Consider the following 26,482-nt stretch of genomic DNA (forward strand, 5'->3'; position numbering starts at 1 on the left):
GAGTATAGTAATGGCATCAATTAATACAAGTAATCAATTATCAACTTTTATAGTCCCAGAAAACTTAAAAATAAAAGCCGTAAGTATTTGTTTCATAGCCGCTTTTATTACAGGTGGTTTTGGAGCTATATTAGGACTAGTATCACCCCAGATTTCTAGTCATTATCATGTAAATGTATCACATATTGTCTATATTGATGTGTTGAATATATTAGGTCTCTTGATAGGTAACGCCTTAAGCTCAAAAACAATGAGCTCTTTAGGTTGCAGAAATACCTTATTAATTGCCTTGATAATAGGCCTTATCGCTCAATTTACCATAGCAGCAGGATTTCCTTTGTATATCTATGCTTTGTGCGCTCTTTTAAATGGTACTTGTGTAGGCTTTTTAGTTCCTGCTGTTAGTCAGACTATTCATGCAGCATACGCTAAAAGTGGCAAAAGTGAATCACGCCTAAATGTTCTAAATTTCTTCTTTGGCGCAGGATCTGCATTTGTACCTTTTATTGGTGGTCATATAGTTCAACACTTCTCATGGCGTGCAGTATTTATAGGCATGGGATGCTTATACTTAGTGTTATTAGTAATTATATTTTTGACTAAATTTGAAGATAAAAGTTCTATCAAAATTGATAACATAGATAACAAGCTCGAATCATCTAAACCAAAACTTCTAAATCTTAGTGTAGTGCTGATTGCATTAGCGATAATGATTTATGTATATATCGAATATATTGTTTCATATTGGTTCTCACCATATTTACAAGAAGCTAAGCATCTAAAAGTCACCGATGTCGGTCTTATTATCGGCTTATTTTGGGGTATTATTGCCATTTCAAGATTGATTGTAGGACTATTCGTACTTACAAGAATTAAGCCTGCTGTTTATATTATGATAAGTTCATTTATTACTTTGATAGGATTTATAATATTCTTGATTGCTGAGAGTCTTTATGGATTTATATTAGGCGGTGTAGTGTTAGGATTTGGATGTGCGGCGATGTTCCCTACACTTCTAGGCTATGGTATAAATAATGCTAATTACTCAAGTCCTAAAGTGTCTTCTTTCTTGATAATGTCTGGCTCAATCGGCGCTTCAATCTGCTTGTTTATTTCTGGATTCTTGGGTCAACATATAGACAAACAGGTTCCCATTATAATTGGACCAGTTTTATGTGTAATTATTATAGTTATAATTTTTATGGCATATATAAGAAAGCCTACTTCTCAACAATATAGAACGTAAAAGGTTTCTCTTGAGGTTTTATTTTATCTGTTAATTGTACATTTTGGCACGTCTTATATATCAGAGTATAGCCTAGTGTTTTAATATCATTATCTACATAACCATATTCACCACCACAGCCAGGGAAAACCATAACCATAGAGCCTTTAGAGCTTAACTTGTACCACTCTCTTACAAAGTTAGGGTGTTTACTCATAAATGCTGTCAGATAAAGTCCATAATCCCAGCTTCCTGATGCATACTCTGGGTAAGCTAAGTGATTATCTTTAATTAAATTATCGGCTACTACGGCAATACTATTGCCAATATTGTTATGCTCTATCTTATTATTTGTGAAGGTACTAATATTAAATGCAATAAAATAAATTAAATTCACAACTAAACCAAATACCACTATCTTGTATAGAGAAATATTAGTAGTTTTTAGTCTAAAAAAAATATATATAGCTGGAATAAATAATGCTGTAGCACTCACCAACCACTCTGTTGGTAATGCTCCATTAAACATCTCTAATAAACAAAAGATTATATATGGCGTTACTCCTATATAAACTATAGCTTTTTGGTTATTGGATAATTTAGAGTAGACTCTTATTATATTTTTTCTAAAAGCTAAATATACAAGAATAACTATAGCAACAGCAAAATTAAGTAGCTGAAATATACTATCAAATAAGCCATTAAATATATTAAAAAGCATGCTAGAATTAGGCTCAGCAACTCTAGCTGCCGCATAATGTATAGTGATAAAGTTAAGCTCATACAAAGAAACCATACCTGGTATTAGTAATACAAAACCAAATACAGCTGATAACAAAATATTCTTAGTGTAACAAGCTTTATAATTAAATATTAAATACGCCAGCATTGCTACTGCTACTATAGCTATTTGAAACTTAGCATACACTGCTAAAGCAACTATTAAAGCAGTTAAAAGCCAATAGATAGTTCTATTAGAATCTATAGCTTTTATAAAAAAATAAGCACTTGCTGTCCAAAATGGTAGCAGTATTATATTTTGATTATATTGAAGAAAAAATTCTCCCATATAAAAAAAGCTTAATAATGATAGTAAGGTAACAAAGATAGCTTCTTTATGCTCAAAATATAGCCTCATTATCTTGTATACATAGAGCCATGTAACAACTATACAGATAGATGTTGCTAATAGATTCGCTAATAATGGTGAAAAAAGTAATACAAATGGTCTAAGGAATAGTGCACCTAACCCTGGATGCTTATCATACATTAAACTTGGATGCATGCCCCACATAATATTTTCTGCAGTATCAGGAGAAATACTATAAGGCGAGTGAATCAAGAGAGTTAGCCCATCCCATATCAAAAGATACAAAATGACAAAAAGAACCAAGGGAAATATTTTTTTCATTTAGAGATTTTATTTAACAAATATTTTTGTAAGAGTATACAGATGTTTTTGATACAATTTAAGGATTGATTTAACAAAAATAATATATTGATATGCTTAGTATCATACAAAGAGTAAACTGCGCAAATGTAGTAGTTGATGGTCAAAAAGTTGCTGATATAAATAAAGGTATCTTAGCACTAGTGTGTGTTGAGAAAGAAGACACTCACCAAAACTTCGAAAAAATGACTGATAAAATCATCAAGTATCGTATATTTGAAGATGAGGCAGGCAAGATGAACTTATCTCTAGCAGATATTGATGGAGAGATAATTCTTGTACCACAATTTACACTTGCTGCTGATACAAAGAAAGGTAATAGGCCAAGCTTTAGTAGTGGTTGTCCTCCTGAAATAGCAAAAGAAAAATTCAAAGAGTTTGTAGATATATTCAAGAATAAATATGATAAAGTCCAAACAGGAATATTTGGTGCTGATATGAAAGTGTCTTTGACAAATGATGGTCCTGTAACTTTTACTTTTAAGGTATAAATATGCAAAAAAGAATTTGTATAATTGGTGGTAGTGGTGAAATGGGTCAGATGACTCAAAATATCTTTAGCAAATTCCTACCTGAATATGCACTAACTATTTTTGATGAAAGTGATTGGCAAACCCCCGAGCAAAAACTTGCTAATCAAGACATTATTATATTATCTGTACCAATATATTTGACTGATGAAATTATCAAAAAAACAATACCCTATCTTTCTGAAGGTACTATATTAGCTGACTATACTAGTATCAAAAAAGAACCTTTAGATAGTATGTTAGCTAATTATGATGGCCCTGTGGTGGGGCTACATCCCATATTTGGTCCAACTATTAGCTCTCCCGACAATCAAGTAATTGTAGTCTGTGATGGTAAACAGCAAGATAAGTATCAATACTTTATCGATGATCTAGCAAGAATTGGCTTTAGTATCGAGAAAATGACTGCCAAAGAGCATGATGAAGCTATGACTTTTATCCAAGGTATTGAGCATTTTAGTGTCTACTGTCTAGGTCTATTTCTTAAGCACAAAAATGTTGATATTCAAAAAATGCTTAAGCTAGCAAGCCCTGTATATAAAATGGAACTCAATATTGTTGGTAGACTTTTTAGCCAAGGTCCAGGCTTATATGCTGATATTATTATGTCAGATAAGCAAAGACAGCAAACTATCGCCCAATTTGCTGAATTTGTAAACTCTAATGCTGAAAAAGTATCTGATGGTGATAAACAAACATTTATCGAGAACTTCAAAGCAGTTAAAGAATGGATGGGAGATTTTGCCCCGCAATCATATAAAAATACAGATAAGCTACTGCTTAAAAAGAAAGGTTATGAATAAGTATTCAGAGCACTATATATAATAGGTATCTGCCAAATTAGTAACCCTAAGATCAATACTCCTCTCATAGCATTTTTTCTAGTTAAATTCTTAGATGCCAAAAACTCCCAAGTATGGATAACTGCCGATAGAGTAAAAAAGGTTAAGCAACATAATAGTACAGTAGCATCAGCATAGATTCCCCATTGCATATACCAAACAAAACTAGCAACTAAAGCTACAGATAAATTATTAACACCAGATTGTAGTTGGTAAGGTCGATTTGTTTGCCTACCTAAAGATTTCGCTGATTGTTTACTAAAAAATATCCCCTCTAATCCAGAGAGTCCTGATAGTGATATAACAATAATCAATGTATTATAGTGCAGTAGCTCTATAGAGTTTTGGTTAAATAAAAAGGAGACCACAAAGCCACCAACAACTATTATACCAATCCTTGTAAACTCTATAATTTTTGAAAAAAAAATTAAAAGCCAAACTTCCTGACAATCTCTTTTACTAGCTTTTTACCTCTAATAGGATTAAACATTATAGAGCTTAGAGATAAGTGATCTGCCCCTGCCTCGATATATTTCTTAGCATCATCTAGCGTGTAAATACCACCACCTCCAATAATAGTGATACTATCACCGAACTCTTCTCTAGCTTTTTTGATAGCAGGCAAACTGTATTCATGTAAGGGATAACCTGAGATACCGCCCTTATCTGTAGGGATAGTATTACATAGATGAAAAGTTGTAATCCCTACGGCAAGATATTCTCTAATCTTAGCATTATGATTTACAGTTGGTGGCATTTTGATACTGATATTTCTACCAACAAATATCTGAGCTAGCTCAGCAGGAAAATCAACAATACTAGCATTAGGACAACCTATATTTATCTCAATATTTTTATGATTGGCAAACTTTGGTAACTTTAAAGTCTCTGCAAAACTATGCCAGTCTGACATCTCTAATGCCGCCAAAGATATAATATCTTGCGACCTTTTCGGTGGCTTTGCATTTGCCAACCCTGGATTACGCAAACCAATCTTATTACGCCAAGCATTTTTATCTATTTTACGGATAGTTTTAAGAGCTTGTTTGATAAGTCCCCAGCGTCTATTAACTGTAAAAGAACCATAAACATTCGATGTTTCGGTAAATTTAAGATATTTGCCAAACGGTGGCGAGATTATTATTCTTTTAAGATCTTGATTTTGCATCTTAACACTCAAACTCTTTTAGCTTCTCAACAATATCATCAGCACGAAGTAGGGGTCTACCTACGATAATGTAGTCAACGCCTAGCTCTTTAGCTTTTTTAGGTGTCAAAGCATTAAAGTGATCATCACTTAAGTCACTCTCAAGTCTCACACCTGGTACATATAACTTGATTTTATCCCCAAATTTTGCTCTAACATCTGCAACTAAATGTGGATGACATATAAAGTTTTCCACACCTAAATCCACACATCTCTGAAATTTTGCTAGACTATCTGCCTTATCAAAATTAGCATCACTACTAAGAGTAATCACAGCTAATGGTATTGCTTGAGTATCTGCTGCAAGTGCTGCTTTGACCATTTCATCACTAGCAGTACCGTGAAATGTGAAGTATTTAAAATTTGGGATAGCTTTTGAGTAGTTTTCTATTGCAGTTTTAACTGTATTTGGGATATCGTGTAACTTAAAATCCAAAAAAATATCTTTATCGCCAACTAATTGATGAATTTCTTCAAAGGATAGCGTTGAACACAGGATATGACCAATTTTAACACAGTCAACATACTTTGAAACAATGGCTGTTTTCTCTAAATCAGACTTAGAGATACCATCTGCTGAGAACATTATTTTCATTAAGTTTCTCAAATGATTAATCGATGTTGAAACTATATATTAGTTTAATTTATGGTGATAGTAAACTATATTTTGAGCTTCTCATTTTTATCTATGTCAAATTATGATAAATCTATCTAAAAGCCTCAGATTAATTTAGTTTTTTCTACTTTTTAATTTATATTTTTCAAAATTTTTAACTCTATATACTAACTTACTTTTCATAAAATCCTTAAAATTATGTATTATTAGACTATATAGATAATTATTTTTATCTATATATCTCATTACAGAAGCATAAAAGGTAGGTTTATTATGGCTTTAAAAGTAGTTATTTCTCATAGAACTCAATACAAATATGATAAGAAAATTTCATTATCTCCTCATATTATAAGGTTAAGACCTGCTCCACATAGCAGAACACCAATAGAATCTTACTCTCTCAAGATTAAGCCAAAGAATCATTTTATTAATTGGCAACAAGATCCGTTTGGAAACTATTTAGCTAGATTAGTCTTTCCCGAACGAACTGATGAGTTTTGTATTGATGTTGAAATTATCGCTGACATGATTACTATCAACCCATTTGACTTCTTTGTTGAAGAGGGAGCAAAAGACTATCCTTTCCAATACAAAAAAGATTTGAAAAAAGAATTAGCACCATATCTAGAGTTAGAAGATGACTCAAAAGAGTTAAGAGACTTTGTCGCTTCTATAGACAAATCTAAAAAACCTATAATAGACTTCTTAGTAGAGATAAATCAGAAAATATATAACACTCTTAACTATACTATCCGACTTGAACCAGGTGTTCAGACTCCTAAAGAAACTCTTGATAAAAAACTTGGTAGCTGTAGAGACTTCTCTTGGTTATTTGTACAAGTTTTAAGACATCTTGGTCTTGCAGCAAGATTTGTATCTGGCTATTTAGTACAACTAAAAGCTGATGTTGAATCATTAGATGGACCTAATGGACCAGAAGAAGACTTTACAGACTTACATGCTTGGACAGAGGTTTATGTACCTGGAGCTGGCTGGATTGGTCTAGATTCTACTAGTGGGCTTTTTGCTGGAGAGGGTCATATTCCACTAGCTTGTACACCTCACTACAATAGTGCTCATGCTATCGAGGGTGCTACTGATGTCTGTGAAACAGAGTTCTTTTATGAGAACAAGGTCACAAGAATATTTGAGTCTCCAAGAGTTACCAAACCATACACAGAAAACCAATGGCAAGATATCTACAATTTGGGCTTCAAAGTTGATAGAGATCTAGTTGAAAATGATGTACGACTAACAATGGGCGGTGAGCCAACTTTCGTATCTATAGATGATATGGAGTCAGCTCAATGGAATACAGAGGCCGATGGTCCACACAAAAGAGAATTAGCTAATAAACTAGCTAGAAAATTATTATCATCTACAACTAATGGTGGATTGTTACATCATGCTCAGGGTAAATGGTATCCAGGAGAGCCTCTTCCAAGATGGCAGACTACTGTTTATTGGCGAAAAGATGGTAATCCAGTATGGAAAAACCCAGAATTATTGGCAGATATGAATAAATCATATCCATACAAAACTGCTGATGCTAAAAAATTCTTATCTACACTATCTTTGGTTTTAGGAGTTAGCGATCAAAATATCGTAGCTGCTTATGAAGATCCTATCTACTACATAATGAAAGAGGCTGAACTTCCGATAGATGTCGATCCGATGAAATATAATCTCAAAGATCCTTTAGAAAGACGTACTATAGCTGAGAAGTTAAGCTTTGGACTAGATGAAGAAGTTGGTTATGTACTGCCTTTAGATTTTGGTAAAACAAAATGGATAAGCTCTAAATGGGAGTTTAGAAGAGGGAACCTATTTTTATTAGCGGGTAATTCTCCACTTGGCTTTAGACTTCCTTTAGACTCATTAATTCTTAAGCCACATGTCGAGATTGAAAAATCTGTCGAAACAGACTTGTTTGCATCATACCCTAACCTTGGGGACTATATAACACCGGTTGAGCAAAGAGCAAAAGAGATTAACTCAAATACGACACCTCATAATACTTATAGTGCATTTGTAAGAACTGCTATTTCTACAGAAATTAGAAATAATAAGCTATGTATATTCTTACCACCGATAAATGATACTGAAGTATTCTTAGATCTAATAGCCTCTATAGAAGCAACTGCCAAAAAATTAAATATAGCAGTTATTATAGAGGGTTATGAGCCACCTCAAGATAATAGAACAGATAGAATAAAAGTAACTCCAGACCCTGGTGTTATAGAAGTAAACATACAGCCAGCACACTCATGGAAAGAGCTAAGTGATAATATACTTGGTTTATATGAAGATGCTAGACAGTGCAGACTTGGCACAGAGAAATTTGCAATTGATGGCAAACATACGGGTACTGGTGGTGGTAACCATGTCACTCTAGGTGCTGCTAAGCCAAGTGATTCACCACTATTAAGAAGACCTAATTTGCTTAGAAGTTTGATAACATTTTGGCAACATCACCCTGGTTTATCATACTTATTTAGTGGTGCGTTTATTGGTCCTACTTCTCAAGCACCAAGAGTTGATGAGGGAAGACTAGAAAATCTATACGAATTAGAAATAGCCTTCTCACAAATACCCGATGATGACTCAAATGTACCATTCTGGTTAGTTGATAGATTGTTTAGACATATGCTGACTGATATTACTGGTAACACACATAGAAGTGAGTTTTGTATCGATAAACTTTACTCACCAGATAGTAGCTCTGGCAGATTAGGTATTTTAGAGCTTAGAGCATTTGATATGCCTCCTCACTCTCAGATGGCACTATTGCAAATGCTATTAGTAAGAGCATTGGTATCTTGTTTTTGGAAAAAACCATATAAACACGACTTAGTACGCTGGGGGACAAGACTACATGATAAGTTCTTATTAGAGCATTATGTAAAAGAAGATATCAGAGAAGTTGTACAATTCCTAAATGATGAAGGCTATGAGTTTAAACTTGAGTGGTTTGATCCATTCTTTGAGTTTAGATTCCCTCTATATGGTATGACTACTATCAATAATATGCACTGCGAGATAAGAGCTGCGATAGAACCATGGCATGTATTAGGTGAAGAATCTAGCTCTCAAGGAACTGCAAGATATGTTGACTCTTCTGTAGAGAGATTACAGCTAAAAATCCAAAACTTTAACGATGAAAGATATGCTGTAACATGTAATGGTGTACAAATCCCATTATCAAAGACAAATGTTGAAGGCGAGTATGTCAGTGGTGTTCGATACAAAGCATGGCAGCCGTGGTCAGCATTACATCCAACTATTGGTGTTGATACTCCATTAACTTTTGATATCGTTGATAAATGGAATAATAGATCTATAGGTGGCTTTAACTACTTTGTTTCTCATCCAGGTGGCAGAAGTTATGAGACATTCCCTGTTAACTCATACGAAGCGGAATCACGTAGAATTAATAGATACTGGGATTTCAATCATTCACAAGGTGATCTTGTTGAAAATGATCCTGTTGTATCAGCTACTGGTAATACTGCTTACAGTAATGAGACTAAGAGAGTTATTGTAGATAAAAAAGGTAGCTCTAAACAGTTTAATTTCCATCAAATGCCTAAGAATAAAGAATATCCATTTACTTTAGACTTAAGACAAAAATGGATAAAAAATAACTAATATCTTAAGATTTTCTCTTTTTAATTCTTTAAATCAACTTATTGAGCTACTTTAATACTTTGCAAACTATTTGCTAATAACTCTATATAGTTTGGATTTTGAGGAATACCTTTAATATTTTGTTTTTTCACAAGCTCACTAAGCTCTTTATTTAAGTCTTTATCTTTATTAATTTCATTAATATTTTGACTTATTGCCGGATAGAGTTGTTCATCAACTTTTTTAATCTTATCTCGATATATAGACAAACAATCTGAGCTTTGTTCCTCAAGCTGTTGCTGAGTTGCATTTTTTGCATAATAATCTTCTATTTGCTTAGATAAATCCATTTGTAATTGAATAAAAATCAGAAACGAGTTAGATTCTAAATGATTCTTTTTTGCTAAAGCTTGAGCATTTTGTAGTACTCTAAGCTCTTGATCTGCATCATATAGAGGACTATTAAGCTTATGCTTACATATTCCGACACCTTGCATCAAAGAAGCTCTTTCGACCAAAAGATTAAGAGTCTTTTCAACCGAAGAATAAGAAGTTCCTACCATAACAGCAAGTAGCGCTATTATTTTGAGTAATTTAGTCATATTTAAACCTTATTTTATTTAAGTTTTGCACGATTATAACAACCTAACCTTACAAAACTTTAACTCTTAGATAACCATATTGTGATTTATAATGATAAGTATAGATATCTTTTACAGCAATTCCTAAGGAGTGTAAGATATGTTAAAAAAATCTTTATCGGTAATATCTGCTTTAGCATTATCATCTTGTAGCATAGTTGGAATCAATAATACTCCTCAAGCTAAATATACAAATATTAAAACAGATGATAATTTTTCTGTTAGAGTTTATGCTCCTCTTACTGAAGCTCAAGTAACTGTTGAAGACTCTGACTATAAATCTGCTGTCAACAAAGGTTTTGGCTTCTTGTTTAGATACATAACTGGTGCAAACATTACTAAACAAGATATACAAATGACTGCTCCTGTCAAAATAGAAAAATCATCACAAAAAATTCAGATGACAGCTCCAGTAATGATAGCTGGAGACGATAAATCATGGACTATAGCTTTTGTATTACCGGCTCAATATACTCTACAAAATGCTCCAAAACCAACTAGTGATAAAATCAAATTGGTTGAGAAACCTGAAACTAAAATGGCGGTAGTTACATTTAGTGGTTTCCTAGACAAAGATTCTATAGATAGCAATACGACTAAACTTAAAACATGGATAAAAGCCAACGATTACGAGATAGTCGGTCAACCTGAGGCAGCTGGGTATAATCCGCCATGGACAATACCATTCTTGCGTACTAATGAAGTTATGATACCGATAAAATAGTCTATTATATTTCAGATATAGTTAGTCCGAAAGAAAATATGTCATTCTACGACTTGATCGTAGAATCCAAGTTTAAAGCTCATAATAAGTGGATCCTATGGTCAAGACATAGGATGACAAAAATGGTTTCAAAAGTCATTCGGATTAGCTATATCCATACAAGACTTCAATAAAGCTTTAACCTTATCTATTCCTAACTTATTCATCAAATCAATATTTCTTTGCGGTATATCATCAGGGTTTGGATAGTTTGCTATTGCTCTCTCAAGAGACTCTTCTCGAATCAAGTGCAACATCGGATAAGGCGAACGGTTTGTATAATTCTCAACATCATTTAAGCCTACCCCTTCAAACTGATAATCAGGATGAAAACTTGCAATCTGATAAACTCCTTCTAATGACATATCAATCAAAAGGTTATCTGTATCATATAGAAAGTCATTGTAGTCGTAGAAGTCTTGTAAAATATACGGATGAATAACTAAAGTTGTCTCAATATTCGTGTCACTCTCTAATAACTCAAGTTCTGCCTGTACTTCTGCTAATAATTGCTCTGTGGTTGTTGCTTGTGAGACAAAATAGCGAACTCTATTTTTAACAACTTCACGCTTAGCAAATGGGCAAAGATTCATTCCTACAACAAATGTTTTGACCCAATTTTGTGTAGCAGTAATTATTTGCTCTTTATCCATGTTGAATGTCAATAATAAGATTTACTTACAACTAGTATACTCTTTTGTCATAATAAGTTTGTATATAAAAATCTCTTCTGCAAGTTACCACGTTTAATTTCTGCTAAAATAAAGTTACACAAATATATAAACTAGCAACTAGAAGCAATATGGAAAAAGTAAACTTCACATCTCATGGGTGTAATATATCAGCGCAACTATATAAGTCTGAAAACTTTGATCAAAATAACAAATATCCTGCGATAATTTTATGTCATGGTTTTGCTGGGTTTAAAGAAGTATTGTTACCGGCATATGCAGAAGCTTTTGCAAAGGCTGGGTATGTTGTACTTAACTTTGACTATAGAGGCTTTGGCGAGAGCGAAGGCGAAAGAGGTCGACTAGTGCCAAAACTACAAATTGAAGATATTCATTCTGCGATTGATTATGTTGCTGGTTTAGATTTTGTTGATTCTAATAAAATTGGACTTTGGGGTACTTCTTATGGTGGTGCTAACGCTATCACAGCAGCTGCACAAAATGATCTTGTCAAATGTCTATCAGTTCAGCTAACTTTTGGAAATGGTGAGAGAGTAATCACAGGCAGCATGTCAGATGAAGAAAAAGAGAAATTCCTTGGCATGATTGACAAAATGTTAGCGAAAAAAGAAAAAACTGGTAAAGAGATGATGGTACCTTTACATAAAGTACTTACAGATGAGCAGTCTAAAGGCTTTTATGAAAGATATAGTAAAGAGTATGATGCTTTTGATATTAAAATTCCGTTTCTTACAGTTAATGAAACTATGTCGCATAAACCAGATAACTATATTGGTGATTTAAAAATCCCTGTACTAATAGTTGCCTCTGATACTGACTCTGTAAACCCTGTTGAAGAGTCACATATATTGTATGAAAAAGCTAATGAGCCAAAAGAGCTAATGGTTCTAGAAGGAATTAGTCACTATGAATGTTATGAAGGTGAGCCTTTAAAGAAAATACTAGCTAAGCAAATTGCTTGGTTTGATGAGTATATAAAATAACTCGTTTTGTCATTCTACGGCTAGATCGTAAAATCTATTTCTTATTTTCAGTTTAAACTCTCAAGTGGATCCTATGGTCAAGCCATAGGATGACTAAATACTACCCCGTCTTGCTACGCAAGCCACCCCTTCAATATTTGAAGGGGAATATGCACATCAGAGATTAGTAATGTCAAAAACAAATGATTAGAGCATAAAGCTATATAAAAAAGAGATGAAACATATAAATTTAACTCTAGATCTCTAAATGTTTCTTGACCTTTCTACAACAGTTAATAAATAAGGAAGGTATATCTCTAAATAAACAACCTCTTTGAAAAATAACTAATTCTAATTTTGATTCTAAATCTTTTAATAACTTTTCCACCTCAGAATAATATTCATAAATTTCCAGATTAGCATTATCAGATCTAATATTTAATTCTCGTTTTCTAGCTAGGAGAATATCATATATCTTTTTAGAGACTTCATTGAAGGGCTCTTTGAGTTCTGGACGCAGAAACATTCTTGTATTATTATACTCTCGCTCAAACTTAATATAGTTCTCATATGCTTTATTTAGTTCTTTCTTATTTACAATATATACATACTCTTTTTGTGTCTCTATTCCACTTTTTTGCAGCTTCTTGATTTCTGAATCATCGAAGTTTAACGCCTTATATAATTCATTTTTATCTTCCTCACCAAGACCTTCAATATACCTATACTCTTTGTAAGTATTGATTGATATTAATATACTACCCCTACAAACTTGTAGATACTCCCATGATTTATTTGCCACATCCAATTCTCTATCTAGCCACTTTTGCTCCCGAAGGTATTTATAATCTGTTCTAATCTTTAAAGAAGTAACAATATAAGTAAAGATAGCTGTTAATATAGCTAATAAAATACTATTCATAGAAAATTATCCTAAAACTCATGATTAAACTCTAAACACTGTCCTCTTTGATCGCTAACAACTTTACCTTTATGATACTTAACTACACCATTTACAATTGTTGTCTGAACTTTTGATTGGAAAGTGATGCCATTAAATGGAGTCCAACCACATTTATAATGACAACACTCATCAGTCACAGTATGTGGATCATTAAGATCTACAAGCACTAAATCAGCATGATACCCTTCACGGATAAAGCCGCGATCTTTTACTTTGTAGACAATTGCCGGAGCATGTGCTGTCTTTTGTACCACTTGCTCTAAAGTTAAGAAACCTTTGTGATAGTGCTCTAAAACTGAAATAAGCGCCTGCTCAACAAGTGGCAAACCTGCTGGAGCTTTAAAGTAAGTGCCTTGTTTCTCTTCCCAAGTATGTGGTGCGTGATCTGTTGCGATTACATCAATAGTATCATTAGCGACACATTCTAACAGTTTTAAACGATCGCTCTCTTCTTTGATTGCTGGATTACACTTAATACGTGAGCCTTTATCAGCATAATCTTTGCGCGAGAAGAATAAATGATGAGCGCAAACTTCTGCTGTGATACGCTTTTCTTCAAGAGGAATAGTATTATCAAAATGTACCATCTCTTCAGCTGTAGTTAGATGTAATACGTGCAATCTTGAGTTATATTTCTTTGCTAAGCCAACTGCAAGATCAGATGATTTAAAACATGCTTCACGTGAACGAATCTCTGGATGTAAGTCAAAAGGTACATTTTCACCATATTTCTCACGAGCTTTGTTTTCATTCTCGGTAATCATTGGCGTATCTTCACAATGAGTTACTATAAGTAATGGACTATCTCTAAAAAAGCCTTCTAAAGTCTCCGGATTATTCACTAGCATATTACCAGTCGATGCACCCATAAAGATTTTGATAGCACAAGCATCATTTGGCTTTAGGCGTTTTAGTTCCTCAACATTATCATTTGTCGCACCTAGATAAAAAGCATAGTTTGCATGTGATCTAGCCGCAGCACGCTCTTTTTTCTCATCTAGTCGTTCAACTACTGTAGTAGCTGGACTTACATTCGGCATCTCCATATAAGATGTGATACCGCCCATTACAGCAGCACGCGATTCTGACTCGATATCGCCTTTGTGCATAAGCCCAGGCTCTCTGAAATGTACCTGATCATCAATCATACCTGGTAGCAGATGAAGCCCTGTTGCATCTATGATTTTATCTGCTGATTTGTCTATATTTGCAGCAACTTGAGCAATCTTGCCATTCTCTACCAAAACATCAGATTTAAATGTTTTGCCTTCATTTACAACTGTAGCATTTTTGATAAGTAAACTTTGATTTGACATTTTTTCCTCCTTTATAATCTATCGAGATTATAAAGAACCATAGTATAAATCGCCATATTTAAAAGTAATATTTATCTAATCGTTCATGTTAATATGTCTATAGATTAATAATTGCTAATTAGAAAATAGCGATCTGATCCATTTGATCATCCCTGCACAGGTTGGAATCTCTCAGATATCTAAGAGGTCCCTTTGTCAAGCATGAGGATGACACTAACTTTATGGGAAATCCTACTATTTACAAGGTTGAAATATGAATAAGTTTGAACTTAATAATAATCAATACTGGCTTGATAGATGGCAAAATAATGATGTCGATTTTTGTCAAGAAGCTCCTAATGAATTTTTGGTTAAACACTTTTGTAGATTCAACATAAACGACTCTTCGGTGTGTTTGGTGCCAATGTGTGGCTGTAGTATAGATATGCTATACTTCCTATCAAAGGGAATTAAAGTAGTCGGTATCGAACTTTCAGAAAAAGCTGTTTTATCATTTTTTAGCCAAAATAATATCAAATATGAAATTATCGAAGAGAGTGACTATAAGTGTTACAAAGGCAATGACATCGAGATATATGTAGCAGATATTTTTAACTTACCTAAAATAGCCAAAAACCTACCCGCTTTTGATATTTGGTATGATAGAGGAGCTTATGTTGCTTTGCCAGAAGATATAAGAACTAAATACTCAAAGATGATGCTAGAAGTATGCTCTGATAATACTCAAATACTACTACTCGTGATGGAACATGACAAAAAATCTCAGACTCCTCCATATAGTGTTACTCAAGCTGAGCTGATAAAGAACTTCTCTCCAAATATTGAGTTTGAACTAATTGATAGTAAGCAAAGAGAAAATATCCCAGACTATCGAAAGGCTGAAGGGATGACTGAGCAATATTACACAGCTTATCTAAGAAAATAATTAAATCTATTTTTTGAATTTATCGTTGATGTTTTGCATATATTTATTTAAAGCATCTAGTGTACAACTATCATCCTCATCCATAATTGGTAATTTGACATATTCACCATCATATCTAAGTTTAACTTTGTAAGTATCGCCATCTTTGAAAAGCTCAAATTGCATATTACTTGCATATCCTGGTGCTTCTTCTAGAGGTACTCCTAATGTTCCCATTACTTCCAAAAGAGTCAAATCATGACCTGAATAATAAGTCATTTTATATTTAGATTTACCATCAGCAGCATTATTTAAATCTTGTATTATTCTATTAGTAAGTTCGCCTCCCATAATATAGGCAACTTTTTGTGATTTGAACTGTTGTGCCAAGCCCCAATCTGTAAGAGCTATTATCTGATCAGCATCTTCTTGAGATAGTCCTTTTGGTAGAGGTTTACCATGTGCCTTAGCAACTATCAAAACATCACCTACAGTGATCACATCATTTAATCCTGATATTTTATTACCTAGTATTTGCTGCCATTTTGCAAAGTTAGGTTCTGCTTCTTTAGTCTTATCTTGCCATATTTTAGAGTTATAGATATATTCTCTCAACACAGCTAGATATTGCTCATAAGGAAATTGTATAAGTTTAGATTCAGCTGACAAAGTCATAATAGGAATTGGTTGAAAGCCTCCATTGATAGCATATTGTCCGTTATCTAAAACTGGACCAGTACCTGCTGGATACAGCCCCATTAATAAACTTTGCGCACTCTCTACAGTACGATTAGTATGACTTGATAACACAAAAATACTTTGATTATCATACTTACAATTAAGTAATTTAAAGTTTTTGATATATCTTTGTCTTAGCTGACTACCTAGATTAAACTCTTGATTCATACCAATTTGAGTAAGTTCAGACAGTCCTGTTCCCCAATCATATTCAGCATTTTTGATATTGGCAAAAGGTGCTCTATCACCATGGCGTGTAATCATTGATACAAAAACTAGCTTACCTTCGGAATAACCTAGTGGTATTAACAAAAATAGTAATGTGAAAGTCGCAATAATTTTTTTCATAACTTTGTTGAGAAGTCTTTTTAAATAATTCTCATATATTAACATTTTAAAAAATGAAAACTATGATTTTATAGATTGATATGGCTATTTGTCAGATCGACTTAGATAAATCATTACATATCAGAATATCTTATATATTAAATCAAAATAACATATTTTTATTTATAATGAAACTCTGCAATAATAGTCACATCTCGATACAGAACATAATAAAAAAGGTAATTAAAAATGAAAAAAGCAGTCCTAGTAATCACAATTAGTTTAGCAACTTTAAATTTTGGTTTTAGTTTATATAAAGTTAGTGGTATGAGTTCTAACTCTTTTCCACCTCCTGTTATGCAATTAGCATAGTTTTTACACCAAATTTCCCAAAAACTCTCCTACAAATAGCCAGCATAAGCATAAACCAAATATCACAATTCCTACAGCAGATATTTAAATGCGCATTTTTATAATAGGTATTTGCAGACTATGAAAGTGAAAAATCAAAAGAGATAAAAATTAATTGTAGTATAAAAATAGCTTTAAAACTAGACCAAAATCAACTTTAGTCAAAACTTGAGAAAACAGCCTTTACATATAGGTCTCGAATGCCTACAATACTTTCAATTTGCCTATTAACTTTGTAAAAAGTAATGACAGAAAAGTTTTTCAAATATTTTTTCTTCCAATTCAATTCATCACAAAAAGGTTGTTTTTATTATGATATTAGCTAACGATATGACTAATGCTATATTGGTTTTTCCAGACGGTACATACTATCTTGGTAGATCAATAGGAGTTCGTGGTTGGACAGACGGCGAAATTTGTTTCAATACATCAATGACAGGTTATCAAGAAACTCTTACAGATCCATCTTACGCTGGTCAGATAATCACATTTACATTTCCCCATATAGGTAATGTAGGTATAAATAATGAAGATAACGAGTCACTAGGTGTATTTGCTAAGGGTTTAATCGTACGAGAGAATTTAACTAACCCATCAAATTTCAGATCAAAAAAACATATAGATACATGGTTAAAAAATAGAAATATCGTTGGTATATGTGGTGTAGACACTCGTGCAATCGTACGTAAAGTACGCAAAGAAGGTGCGGTAAGAGTTGCTATACTTTCGGTCAAACCAGGCGAGTTTCTAGATGCAAACTACGTTAGATCACGTATCAAAAACAAATCAAACCTAAACGGTAGAGACCTTGCAATCAGTGTAACTACAAATAGAGAATACGACTGGAATGAACATACATTCTCACTAGGTCAACAAGTGTACAAACAGCAAGAAAGCTATAAGTATAGTGTTGTAGTTATCGACTATGGTGTCAAATATAATATCTTAAGAAATCTAGTAGATGCTGGCTTTAAGGTAACTGTAGTACCTGCTGATAGTACTTATGAAGATATTATGAAACACAACCCTGATGGCGTGTTTTTATCAAATGGTCCTGGAGATCCATTTGCTACTTCTGACTACACTATGCCAGTTATCAAAAAACTTCTAGAAGTTAAGATGCCAATATTTGGTATATGTTTAGGTAACCAGCTACTAGCTCTAGCTGCTGGTCTAAAAACTAAAAAAATGCACAAAGGTCATCGTGGTGTAAACCAACCAGTACTCAATGCTGATACTAAAAAAGTTCTTATTACCAGCCAAAACCATGGTTTCGTGGTTTGTGATGATGTAGTTCCAGATAATATCGAGATTCATATGAGTTCACTATTTGATGGTACAGTTGAGGGCTTAAGATTCAAAGACAGACCAGCTTTTGCGGTACAGTATCACCCAGAGAGCTCACCTGGTCCGCATGACTGTAAATATCTATTTAATGAATTTGCTGAGATGATAGCAGAAAGTAAAAAAGGGAATTAATAAAATGCCAAAAAGAACAGATATAAAAAGTATTTTAGTTTTAGGTGCCGGTCCAATTGTTATCGGTCAAGCATGTGAGTTTGACTACTCAGGAACTCAAGCATGTAAGGTTTTGAAAGAAGATGGCTACACAGTCTATCTTGTAAACTCAAACCCTGCAACAATCATGACAGATCCAACAACTGCAGATAAGATCTTCATTGAGCCAATTACGGTTGAGAGTGTTGGTAAAATTATCGCTAGAGAAAGACCCGATGCAATCTTGCCTACAGTAGGTGGACAAACTGCGCTTAACTGTGCTTTAGCATTAGACAAAGCTGGTATTTTAGAAAAATATAATGTTGAAATGCTTGGTGCAAAAGCTGACTCTATCGACAAAGCAGAAAATAGAGAAAGATTTAACAAAGCTATGGCAAAAATTGGTCTTGAAGTACCCAGAAACGTTGTAGTACAAACGATGGAGCAAGCTTGTAAGGCTCTAGAAGATATTGGTCTACCGGCTATTATCAGACCATCATTTACACTTGGTGGTAGTGGTGGTGGTATCGCTTATACAAAAGAAGAGTTTGAATCAATTGTCAAAAATGGTCTAAGCCTATCACCAACAAATGAAGTACTAATTGATGAATCAATATTAGGTTGGAAAGAGTACGAAATGGAAGTTATCCGTGACAAAGCTGATAACTCAATCATTGTCTGCTCAATTGAGAATATCGACCCAATGGGTATCCATACAGGTGATAGTATCACAGTAGCTCCAGCATTAACTCTAACAGATAAAGAATACCAAATCATGCGTGATGCTTCGATCGCTGTACTTAGAGAGATAGGTGTAGAGACTGGTGGTTCAAATGTACAGTTTGCTGTAAACCCTGAAACTGGAAAGCTTGTTGTAATCGAGATGAACCCAAGAGTATCTCGCTCATCTGCATTAGCATCTAAAGCTACTGGTTATCCTATTGCAAAAGTAGCTGCTAGACTAGCTGTTGGCTATACTCTTGATGAGATTGATAATGACATTACAAAAGTTACTCCAGCATCATTTGAGCCAACTATTGACTATATCGTTACCAAAATTCCTAGATTTACATTTGAAAAATTCCCTACTACACCATCAAATCTATCTTCACAGATGAAGTCTGTTGGTGAGGCTATGGCAATTGGTAGATCTTTCACAGAAAGCTTACAAAAAGCTCTGGTATCACTTGAAACTGGCTTAACAGGTCTTGATCAAGTTGAAATAGCAGGTGTAAGTGAGTCAAATACCAAACAAGAAAACCAAGCAGCTATCCTAAAATCATTAGAAGAGTTATCTCCTATGAGAATACTAAGAGTAGCTCAGGCTCTTAGATATGGTATATCTCAACAAGAAATTTATAATGCTTGTAAAATAGATCCTTGGTTTATTGAACAAATTGCAATTATTGTAGATGCTGAAGAGAAGCTTAAAAAAACAGGTCTACCAAATAGCAAAGAAGAATTCTCTGTTTATAAAAATCTAGGTTTCTCTGATGCGAAAATTGCTGAGCTTGTTGGTAGAACTGAGAGATATATTAGAAACTTTAGATTTGGTAAAGAAATCTACCCTACTTTTAAGAGAGTAGATACTTGTGCTGCTGAATTTGACTCTAAATCATCTTATTTATATTCAACTTATGAACACTATAGCTACGAAGAAATCGTACGCGACTGTGAATCAGAAATTTCTGACAAAAAGAAAGTTATAATATTAGGTGGCGGTCCTAACCGTATTGGTCAAGGTATAGAGTTTGATTATGCCTGTGTTCATGCTGCTAAATCTCTCAAAGAAGAAGGTATCGAAACTATCATGATTAACTGTAACCCCGAGACAGTTTCTACAGATTATGATACTTCTGATAAATTATACTTTGAACCTTTGATGGCTGAAAATGTTCTTGATATTATCAAAAATGAAATGCGTAAAGGCGAAGTGCTAGGTGTAATTGTACAGTTTGGTGGTCAAACTCCTTTGAAACTTGTATCAGCTCTTCATGAAAACAACATCCCTATACTAGGTACAGATCCAGATAAAATTGATCTAGCTGAAGATAGAGAAAGATTCAAAGAACTACTAGATAAAGTTGGCTTGAAACAACCTCTAAATACTATTGCCTATACAATTAATGAACTTAAGAAGAAAATTGTCAATGTCGGCTATCCTGTTGTTGTAAGACCTTCTAATGTATTAGGTGGTAGAGCAATGGAGATTGTTCATTCAAAAGAAGAGCTTGATGCATATATTAAAACCAATGCTAAATGTATCCTTGAAGGCCCTATTTTGATTGACAAATTCCTCGAAAATGCAACTGAACTAGATGTTGATGCTTTAGCTGATGGTGGTGATCGCGTATTTGTCGCAGGCATTATGGAGCATATTGAAGAAGCAGGTATTCACTCTGGGGATTCAGCTTGTTCTATCCCTACTCGTTCATTATCGGATGAGCAAATCGAAGAAGTTAAACAAGCAACTATCAAGTTAGCTAGAGAACTAAATGTCATAGGTCTAATGAATGTCCAATTTGCATATCAAAATGGCGAGTTGTATGTAATTGAAGTAAATCCAAGAGCATCAAGAACTGTACCATTTGTAGCAAAAGCAACAGGTAATAGTATCGCAAATATTGCTACTAAACTTATGCTTGGTAAGAAGCTATCTGAATTTATCTTAAATAACCCTATCCCTAGACATTTCTCTGTCAAAGAGGCTGTATTCCCATTTGGTAGATTTGCTGATGTAGACTGCTATTTAGGCCCTGAGATGAAATCTACAGGTGAGGCAATGGGTATGGATAGATCTTTTGGAGTAGCTTTTTATAAGGCTCAAGAGATGTCTTTTAATAAACTACCTCTAAAAGGAAATATTCTAATATCTGTAAGTGACGCTGATAAACCAAAAATAATAGAACCTGTTAAAGAGCTGATAGAACTAGGATTTAACATCTTTGCAACAAAAGGTACTGAGCGCTTCTTAAAAGAACATGGTATTGCTTGTAAGCTATTTGATAAAGCTTCGGACAATATTGGTAACAGTCAGGTTCATAGTACAGTTAATGCTATCGAAGCCGGCGAGGTTGATCTACTTGTTAATACATCAATTAGACAAGAGTTAAATATCAGCTTAGCTCTTAGAAGAGCTGCTATTATGAGTAGAGTACCATATGTGACGACGGCAGGTGCTTTTGAGGCTTTTGTTATTGCAGCTAAAGATATGCGCAAAATCAATAATGATTTTGATGTTAAAACTGTTAAAGAGTGGATTAATAGTTAAAATGTGTCTTCCTATGGCTTAAAACCATAGGATCCATTACTTTTTTTTAAAAAATACCCTATTCCCCTCTTGAGAGGGGTGCCGATAGGTGGGGTGGGGTGTCTTCTACTACCACCCCTTCGTTCCAAAGGGGAACAATCTTCTGGAGTATTAAAATGCTATCATTTCAAAAGCTTCTACGAGGCGATCAAATTACTAAAGATGACTTATATAAACTATTTCATCAAGCTGATATTTATAAAAATAAACTAGCTAATTCAGAACCCATCAAAGATTTAGAAGACAAAATACTAGCATCTCTTTTCTTTGAACCAAGTACTAGAACTAGATTCTCTTTTGAATCTGCTATGAATAGACTTGGTGGTAAGGTTATATCACTAGAAAACGGTGCTTCTAGCTCTACCCAAAAAGGCGAAACCCTTGATGACACAGGTAGAATGATGGATCAATATGCTGACATAATAGTTATGCGTCATCCTAAGCCACATAGTGTTGAAGAGTTCTCAAAATATGTTCACTCACCTGTGATAAATGCTGGTGACGGTGAGAATGAACACCCTACTCAATCATTGGTTGATTTATATACTATCTATTCCGAGAAAGGCTCTCTTGATAACCTAAAAGTTGGTTTTTTAGGTGATCTGAAATATGGTCGTACAGTTCATTCACTAACCAATATCCTAGCTAAATATAATGCTACATTTAAATTTATATCTTCAAAAGAACTGCAAATACCAGAGAAACTTAGAGATTTTGTTGAAAAAAATGGCAATTCTTTCATAGAACTAGAACAAGTAAATAGTGATGTCTTAGAAGATTTAGATGTACTATATGTAACTCGTGTTCAAAGAGAGAGATTTCCAAATGAAGAGAGTTATTTAGAAAATAAAGATTTATGCTACTTAGATAGAAAGCATATTTCAGCCTCTAGTAACTTCATAATCCTTCACCCTCTACCAAGAGTTGATGAGATGGATAGATCTATTGATGAGCTTGAGTGTGCAAAATACTTTGAACAAATCAAATATAGTGTTCCTATCAGAATGTCTCTATTATCATTACTTCTAAAGTCACAAAACTAAATTTAATTAGATATTTATAGCTTTGTTTTTTTGACAATCTCTTCTTTTTACATTAAATTTTATTAATTATTTTTGAACTTAGTTTATAGATTGCTGAATATAGCTTTCTGTAAATACTATTTTTTATATTTTTAACTAGATATTTACTATGAAAAGAAATGAAGACTTTATGTGGTCACTTAGCCTGTTTGGTACGGCTATTGGCGCTGGCATACTTTTTTTACCAATTCAAACTGGAATTTCAGGAATTATACCAATACTTGTAGTATTAGTTTTTATTTTTCCAATGGTGTTTTTGTCACATCGTGCATTGTGCAGATTTGTAATATCTAACCCAAATACTGATTCTGACATTACTGTAGTCGCTGATGACTATTTTGGTAAGTTTGGTGGTATTATTTTTAATGTTTTATATCTATTTGCCATATTACCGATACTATTAGTTTATAGCGTTGGTATTACAAATACTCTAGTTAGCTTTTTTAAATATCAGCTCCACTATGATATACAAAATAGATTCCTTTTAAGCTTTTTTACTATACTTTCATTAGTATTTATCATCAATTTTGGTCAGAAACTAATTATTCGCGTGATGAGCTTTTTGGTTTTCCCATTCATCATAGCATTATTAGTGCTTTCACTATGGATGATTCCATACTGGAATATTAATATTCTACGCAATAGCTTTGAGTATAATCACTCTTTTTCGGGTGTTTTATTAGCTATATGGATAATCATGCCGATACTAATATTCTCATTTAATCACTCGCCAATTATTTCATCGTTAGCTGTTTATACAAAAACTAAATATAAGCAAGATGCCGATAAAAAAGCATCGAGAATTATTGCTTTTAGTAACATTTTAATGATTGTTACAGTAGTTATATTTGTGTTTAGCTCAATGTTAACTCTATCTCCAGATGACTTAATGACTGCTAAAGAAGAGAATGTTTCAATATTATCTTATCTAGCAAACCATTTTGATAACTATTCTTTAGACTATATAGCCCCATTGGTTGCTATAGTAGCTATGAGTAAGTCTTTTTTTGGTCATTATTTAGGCTCAAAAGAAGGTATAGATGGTATAGTTTGCAAAATCTCAAAAAACTCAATCAGTCAAAAAACTATAAAACCAATTACACTTTCTATAGTATTTTTGTCATGTTGGTTAGTTGCTTACTTAAACCCAAATATACTTGATATGATATCTAGTATTGGTGGACTTGTTTTGGCTGTAATACTATTTATTATGCCTATCTATAGTATCTATAAAATCAAATATTTAAAGCAATACAAAAATCTACTAGCTGATGGTTTCATACTTTTTGTCGGTATTGTGGCATTATCTTCAGCTTGTATGCAACTTAGTTTTTCTTAAAAGAATTAAACAAAATAATAAAATCTCTAAACGTACGAATATCTCTTTCAATTTACATCCTTTAACAATTTGACACTATGTTTAACATCATTTTACATACAAAAATGTATCATTCTAGTGTTAATAACTTTCATAAAACAATTAAAGAAAAGAGGTAAATTATGAAAACAAAAATATTATTATCTTTAGGATTAGCGTGCTTTGCAAGCAATGTTATAGCTGATACTTGTCGCTGGGATACAGGTCGAACTAGCTCTCCAGTTTATCAAGAATATGAGGTTTCTGCAGATCGCTCTCATCTTAATGCATATAACGTTAATCAAAAAATCCCCAATGCTATAACAGCTACATTTCATCATGTTATTCCTATGGGTGAATGGGGTTCTATATTGAAAACAGTACTCAACTCTCAGGAGCTTAGTCAAAGAAACAAAAATAATATTATTGACAAATTTATAAAATCATTAGAAGAACTTCAGCTAGATAACTCTGCAAATGAAAATTATACTGTTAATATTGATCACACGATAAACTTTTTGAGAGAGCTTAAAACTGGTAATCTGACTATTGTAGATGAGGGCGCTGGTGATTGCAATAACGTAGCGTTAAACTATTTTGGTGTCAATGGCTTCATGGGTCCTAATAATACTCTCAGAGCTAACGATCCAGGCGATATATTCGACAAAGGATCAATATATGCAGATGAAGCTCCTTATGGAAAAGAAAGATATCAAAAACTTAAAGACCTACATGATTCATATAATAGTTTAGATCGCTCTGACAAGCAATTAGCTAGTAAATTATCAGCATTAATAAGTTTAGAAAACGCTGCATATCCAAAGATAATGACTAACGACTCTAATTATTTTGATAAAAACTATTGGCGTGAAGATAGCGTAGAGATTGGTAGATATACAAATAAACGCTAATATTTTATATTTTTTGTTGGTATTGTTGCATTATCTTCAGTTTGTATGCAACTTAGTTTTTCTTAAAAGAATTAAACAAAATAATAAAATCTCTAAACGTACGAATATCTCTTTCAATTTACATCTTTTAACAATTTGACACTATGTTTAACATCATTTTACATACAAAAATGTATCATTCTAGTGTTAATAACTTTCGTAAAACAATTAAAAAGAGAAAAGAACAAAATCATGAAAAAGAAATTTTTTCTACTAGCGGCTTGTCTATTATCTATAAATACATTTTCATCAGCACAGGCATGTAAGTTAATTCTTGGAACTCAAACAGATAGATACAAATTTTATAAAAATGAAGGCTCTGGTTTTGAAAATGTCGGCCTAGGTGTCGTTGCATTTCACCATATTATTCCTTTAAATTCAAATCAAGATAATAAAAGTGTAATGAAGCTACTAAACAAAGGTTTTAAAAGCCAAAATGCTGATTATATTCAAGTAAAAAAGGATATTTTACAAAATCTTGCAAATCAATATGAAAATTTACTAGATAATGATAGAGTTAAAGATACTGAAAGAGAAAGAATTGAAAGAGTAAAGACATATCTAGAGAAACTATCATTAAAAGAGATAGATGGCAAAAATGGAAACTGTTGGAATGATATAGATATCGATGAAGCTGATAAAAAGCTAGTAGCTAATGCTTTGGCATATATGCCTGGAATTGGATTTTTTGGGCCTGCAAGTATATCAAATGATCCAGGCTCTAAATTTGATAAACACGGAAAATACTTTATGACCGTTGACTCTTATGCATATGCAAACCAAATAGGAGATAAGCGTTTAGTTAATACCCCTTCCGAAACCGAAATACTTGATGCTTTCAAAGTTATTACTACAGAATATACTGTACAGCCATACAATAAAAACTTATGGAAAGAACAACCTAATAACAAAGTTTGCTACAAGGGTAGTGGTGATGAGTGTTTAGAGCCTAATGATTAATAAGCATAGACAACTTATACCTAAGAATATTTAGTCTTTAAAAAATAGTCATAATTAAATTTGCTCTTACTTAAGTTAACTTTTTTAAAAAAAAAGTTATAATGAAATTAT

Annotated in this window: 23 protein-coding genes; 14 read left to right on the forward strand and 9 right to left on the reverse strand. The window is 33.2% G+C overall.

Annotation, left to right across the window (positions count from 1 at the left end):
* Window positions 1–10: 10 nt before the first annotated feature.
* Window positions 11–1,246, forward strand: a complete 1,236-nt coding sequence (locus FTPG_RS02275; protein WP_004286798.1) for an MFS transporter — start codon at window positions 11–13, stop codon at window positions 1,244–1,246.
* Here the strand turns inward: FTPG_RS02275 and FTPG_RS02280 are convergent.
* Window positions 1,221–2,636, reverse strand: coding sequence for a glycosyltransferase family 39 protein (locus FTPG_RS02280; protein WP_004286799.1), 1,416 nt, complete (start codon window positions 2,634–2,636; stop codon window positions 1,221–1,223). The genes FTPG_RS02275 and FTPG_RS02280 overlap by 26 nt on opposite strands.
* A gap of 92 nt (window positions 2,637–2,728) precedes the next feature.
* On the opposite strand from FTPG_RS02280, the gene dtd reads away from it, so the two are divergent.
* Window positions 2,729–3,166, forward strand: coding sequence for a D-aminoacyl-tRNA deacylase (gene dtd, locus FTPG_RS02285; protein ID WP_004286800.1), 438 nt, complete (start codon window positions 2,729–2,731; stop codon window positions 3,164–3,166).
* A gap of 2 nt (window positions 3,167–3,168) precedes the next feature.
* Window positions 3,169–4,008 (forward strand): bifunctional chorismate mutase/prephenate dehydrogenase, encoded by an 840-nt coding sequence (gene tyrA, locus FTPG_RS02290; RefSeq protein WP_004286801.1) that lies wholly within the window; start codon window positions 3,169–3,171, stop codon window positions 4,006–4,008.
* Here tyrA and FTPG_RS02295 read toward each other — a convergent pair.
* From FTPG_RS02295 to pyrF, 3 genes are read right to left on the reverse strand one after another with little or no spacing between them, the layout of a single operon-like run.
* Window positions 3,999–4,415 (reverse strand): DUF6790 family protein, encoded by a 417-nt coding sequence (locus tag FTPG_RS02295; RefSeq protein WP_004286802.1) that lies wholly within the window; start codon window positions 4,413–4,415, stop codon window positions 3,999–4,001. The genes tyrA and FTPG_RS02295 overlap by 10 nt on opposite strands.
* A gap of 59 nt (window positions 4,416–4,474) precedes the next feature.
* Window positions 4,475–5,215, reverse strand: a complete 741-nt coding sequence (locus FTPG_RS02300) for a HisA/HisF-related TIM barrel protein (RefSeq protein ID WP_035722151.1) — start codon at window positions 5,213–5,215, stop codon at window positions 4,475–4,477.
* A gap of 1 nt (window position 5,216) precedes the next feature.
* A complete protein-coding gene (pyrF, locus tag FTPG_RS02305) occupies window positions 5,217–5,849 on the reverse strand; it encodes an orotidine-5'-phosphate decarboxylase (protein WP_200150468.1) in 633 nt (210 codons plus the stop codon).
* 294 nt (window positions 5,850–6,143) lie between these two features.
* Between pyrF and FTPG_RS02310 the strand changes: the two genes are divergently transcribed.
* The gene (locus FTPG_RS02310) at window positions 6,144–9,518 is read left to right on the forward strand and encodes a transglutaminase family protein (RefSeq protein WP_004286805.1); all 3,375 of its coding nucleotides are present in this window, start codon (window positions 6,144–6,146) and stop codon (window positions 9,516–9,518) included.
* 38 nt (window positions 9,519–9,556) lie between these two features.
* Here FTPG_RS02310 and FTPG_RS02315 read toward each other — a convergent pair whose 3' ends face one another.
* Window positions 9,557–10,099: a chorismate mutase gene (locus FTPG_RS02315; protein WP_004286806.1), complete on the reverse strand. Its 543-nt coding sequence runs from the start codon at window positions 10,097–10,099 to the stop codon at window positions 9,557–9,559.
* Window positions 10,100–10,238: 139 nt separating this feature from the next.
* Between FTPG_RS02315 and FTPG_RS02320 the strand changes: the two genes are divergently transcribed.
* Window positions 10,239–10,862 carry an SOUL family heme-binding protein gene (locus tag FTPG_RS02320; RefSeq protein ID WP_004286807.1) on the forward strand — a complete coding sequence of 208 codons (624 nt, stop codon included), beginning with the start codon at window positions 10,239–10,241 and terminating at the stop codon, window positions 10,860–10,862.
* A 128-nt stretch (window positions 10,863–10,990) separates the two neighbouring features.
* On the opposite strand, the gene FTPG_RS02325 is transcribed toward FTPG_RS02320, so the two are convergent.
* Window positions 10,991–11,554 carry a DUF1415 domain-containing protein gene (locus tag FTPG_RS02325; RefSeq protein ID WP_004286808.1) on the reverse strand — a complete coding sequence of 188 codons (564 nt, stop codon included), beginning with the start codon at window positions 11,552–11,554 and terminating at the stop codon, window positions 10,991–10,993.
* A 122-nt stretch (window positions 11,555–11,676) separates the two neighbouring features.
* Between FTPG_RS02325 and uilS the strand changes: the two genes are divergently transcribed.
* Window positions 11,677–12,576: a UilS family quorum-quenching N-acyl-homoserine lactonase gene (gene uilS / locus FTPG_RS02330; RefSeq protein WP_325144834.1), complete on the forward strand. Its 900-nt coding sequence runs from the start codon at window positions 11,677–11,679 to the stop codon at window positions 12,574–12,576.
* A 235-nt stretch (window positions 12,577–12,811) separates the two neighbouring features.
* Here the strand turns inward: uilS and FTPG_RS02335 are convergent, their stop codons facing one another.
* Window positions 12,812–13,477, reverse strand: a complete 666-nt coding sequence (locus tag FTPG_RS02335) for a hypothetical protein (RefSeq protein WP_004286810.1) — start codon at window positions 13,475–13,477, stop codon at window positions 12,812–12,814.
* Window positions 13,478–13,488: 11 nt separating this feature from the next.
* The gene (locus FTPG_RS02340) at window positions 13,489–14,835 is read right to left on the reverse strand and encodes a dihydroorotase (protein WP_004286811.1); all 1,347 of its coding nucleotides are present in this window, start codon (window positions 14,833–14,835) and stop codon (window positions 13,489–13,491) included.
* Window positions 14,836–15,088: 253 nt separating this feature from the next.
* Between FTPG_RS02340 and FTPG_RS02345 the strand changes: the two genes are divergently transcribed.
* Window positions 15,089–15,760 carry a thiopurine S-methyltransferase gene (locus tag FTPG_RS02345; RefSeq protein WP_004286812.1) on the forward strand — a complete coding sequence of 224 codons (672 nt, stop codon included), beginning with the start codon at window positions 15,089–15,091 and terminating at the stop codon, window positions 15,758–15,760.
* Between the two features lie 6 nt (window positions 15,761–15,766).
* Here FTPG_RS02345 and FTPG_RS02350 read toward each other — a convergent pair whose 3' ends face one another.
* The gene (locus FTPG_RS02350; RefSeq protein ID WP_004286813.1) at window positions 15,767–16,825 is read right to left on the reverse strand and encodes a histidine phosphatase family protein; all 1,059 of its coding nucleotides are present in this window, start codon (window positions 16,823–16,825) and stop codon (window positions 15,767–15,769) included.
* 228 nt (window positions 16,826–17,053) lie between these two features.
* Here FTPG_RS02350 and FTPG_RS09940 point away from each other — a divergent pair, with 228 nt between their 5' ends.
* The 7 genes from FTPG_RS09940 (at window position 17,054) to FTPG_RS02380 (ending at window position 26,371) form a co-directional block, all read left to right on the forward strand.
* Entirely contained in the window at window positions 17,054–17,176 is a 123-nt protein-coding gene (locus FTPG_RS09940) for a hypothetical protein (protein ID WP_261986289.1), read from the forward strand.
* Window positions 17,177–17,527: 351 nt separating this feature from the next.
* On the forward strand, window positions 17,528–18,694 hold the full coding sequence (carA, locus tag FTPG_RS02355) for a glutamine-hydrolyzing carbamoyl-phosphate synthase small subunit (protein ID WP_004286814.1): 1,167 nt from the start codon (window positions 17,528–17,530) through the stop codon (window positions 18,692–18,694).
* A 4-nt stretch (window positions 18,695–18,698) separates the two neighbouring features.
* Window positions 18,699–21,983 carry a carbamoyl-phosphate synthase large subunit gene (gene carB, locus FTPG_RS02360; RefSeq protein WP_004286815.1) on the forward strand — a complete coding sequence of 1,095 codons (3,285 nt, stop codon included), beginning with the start codon at window positions 18,699–18,701 and terminating at the stop codon, window positions 21,981–21,983.
* 155 nt (window positions 21,984–22,138) lie between these two features.
* Window positions 22,139–23,065 carry an aspartate carbamoyltransferase gene (gene pyrB, locus FTPG_RS02365; protein ID WP_004286816.1) on the forward strand — a complete coding sequence of 309 codons (927 nt, stop codon included), beginning with the start codon at window positions 22,139–22,141 and terminating at the stop codon, window positions 23,063–23,065.
* Between the two features lie 148 nt (window positions 23,066–23,213).
* Window positions 23,214–24,443 (forward strand): aromatic amino acid transport family protein, encoded by a 1,230-nt coding sequence (locus tag FTPG_RS02370; RefSeq protein ID WP_004286817.1) that lies wholly within the window; start codon window positions 23,214–23,216, stop codon window positions 24,441–24,443.
* 161 nt (window positions 24,444–24,604) lie between these two features.
* On the forward strand, window positions 24,605–25,372 hold the full coding sequence (locus FTPG_RS02375; protein WP_004286818.1) for a hypothetical protein: 768 nt from the start codon (window positions 24,605–24,607) through the stop codon (window positions 25,370–25,372).
* 231 nt (window positions 25,373–25,603) lie between these two features.
* A complete protein-coding gene (locus tag FTPG_RS02380; protein ID WP_042519870.1) occupies window positions 25,604–26,371 on the forward strand; it encodes a hypothetical protein in 768 nt (255 codons plus the stop codon).
* Window positions 26,372–26,482: the final 111 nt, after the last annotated feature.

The organism is Francisella philomiragia subsp. philomiragia ATCC 25015 (genome assembly GCF_000156715.1).
GTDB classification, from domain to species: Bacteria; Pseudomonadota; Gammaproteobacteria; order Francisellales; family Francisellaceae; genus Francisella; species Francisella philomiragia.

Coding starts and splice junctions, on each gene's coding strand:
- FTPG_RS02380 (WP_042519870.1), top strand. CDS start 25,604: ATGAAAAAGAAATTTTTTCTACTAGCGGCTTGTCTATTATCTATAAAT.
- dtd (WP_004286800.1), top strand. CDS start 2,729: ATGCTTAGTATCATACAAAGAGTAAACTGCGCAAATGTAGTAGTTGAT.
- pyrB (WP_004286816.1), top strand. CDS start 22,139: ATGCTATCATTTCAAAAGCTTCTACGAGGCGATCAAATTACTAAAGAT.
- FTPG_RS02335 (WP_004286810.1), bottom strand. CDS start 13,477: ATGAATAGTATTTTATTAGCTATATTAACAGCTATCTTTACTTATATT.
- FTPG_RS02280 (WP_004286799.1), bottom strand. CDS start 2,636: ATGAAAAAAATATTTCCCTTGGTTCTTTTTGTCATTTTGTATCTTTTG.
- FTPG_RS02350 (WP_004286813.1), bottom strand. CDS start 16,825: ATGAAAAAAATTATTGCGACTTTCACATTACTATTTTTGTTAATACCA.
- FTPG_RS02345 (WP_004286812.1), top strand. CDS start 15,089: ATGAATAAGTTTGAACTTAATAATAATCAATACTGGCTTGATAGATGG.
- carA (WP_004286814.1), top strand. CDS start 17,528: ATGATATTAGCTAACGATATGACTAATGCTATATTGGTTTTTCCAGAC.
- FTPG_RS02300 (WP_035722151.1), bottom strand. CDS start 5,215: ATGCAAAATCAAGATCTTAAAAGAATAATAATCTCGCCACCGTTTGGC.
- pyrF (WP_200150468.1), bottom strand. CDS start 5,849: ATGAAAATAATGTTCTCAGCAGATGGTATCTCTAAGTCTGATTTAGAG.
- carB (WP_004286815.1), top strand. CDS start 18,699: ATGCCAAAAAGAACAGATATAAAAAGTATTTTAGTTTTAGGTGCCGGT.
- FTPG_RS02320 (WP_004286807.1), top strand. CDS start 10,239: ATGTTAAAAAAATCTTTATCGGTAATATCTGCTTTAGCATTATCATCT.
- FTPG_RS02340 (WP_004286811.1), bottom strand. CDS start 14,835: ATGTCAAATCAAAGTTTACTTATCAAAAATGCTACAGTTGTAAATGAA.
- FTPG_RS02325 (WP_004286808.1), bottom strand. CDS start 11,554: ATGGATAAAGAGCAAATAATTACTGCTACACAAAATTGGGTCAAAACA.
- FTPG_RS02315 (WP_004286806.1), bottom strand. CDS start 10,099: ATGACTAAATTACTCAAAATAATAGCGCTACTTGCTGTTATGGTAGGA.
- FTPG_RS02275 (WP_004286798.1), top strand. CDS start 11: ATGGCATCAATTAATACAAGTAATCAATTATCAACTTTTATAGTCCCA.
- FTPG_RS02375 (WP_004286818.1), top strand. CDS start 24,605: ATGAAAACAAAAATATTATTATCTTTAGGATTAGCGTGCTTTGCAAGC.
- tyrA (WP_004286801.1), top strand. CDS start 3,169: ATGCAAAAAAGAATTTGTATAATTGGTGGTAGTGGTGAAATGGGTCAG.
- FTPG_RS02310 (WP_004286805.1), top strand. CDS start 6,144: ATGGCTTTAAAAGTAGTTATTTCTCATAGAACTCAATACAAATATGAT.
- FTPG_RS09940 (WP_261986289.1), top strand. CDS start 17,054: ATGAAAAAAGCAGTCCTAGTAATCACAATTAGTTTAGCAACTTTAAAT.
- FTPG_RS02370 (WP_004286817.1), top strand. CDS start 23,214: ATGAAAAGAAATGAAGACTTTATGTGGTCACTTAGCCTGTTTGGTACG.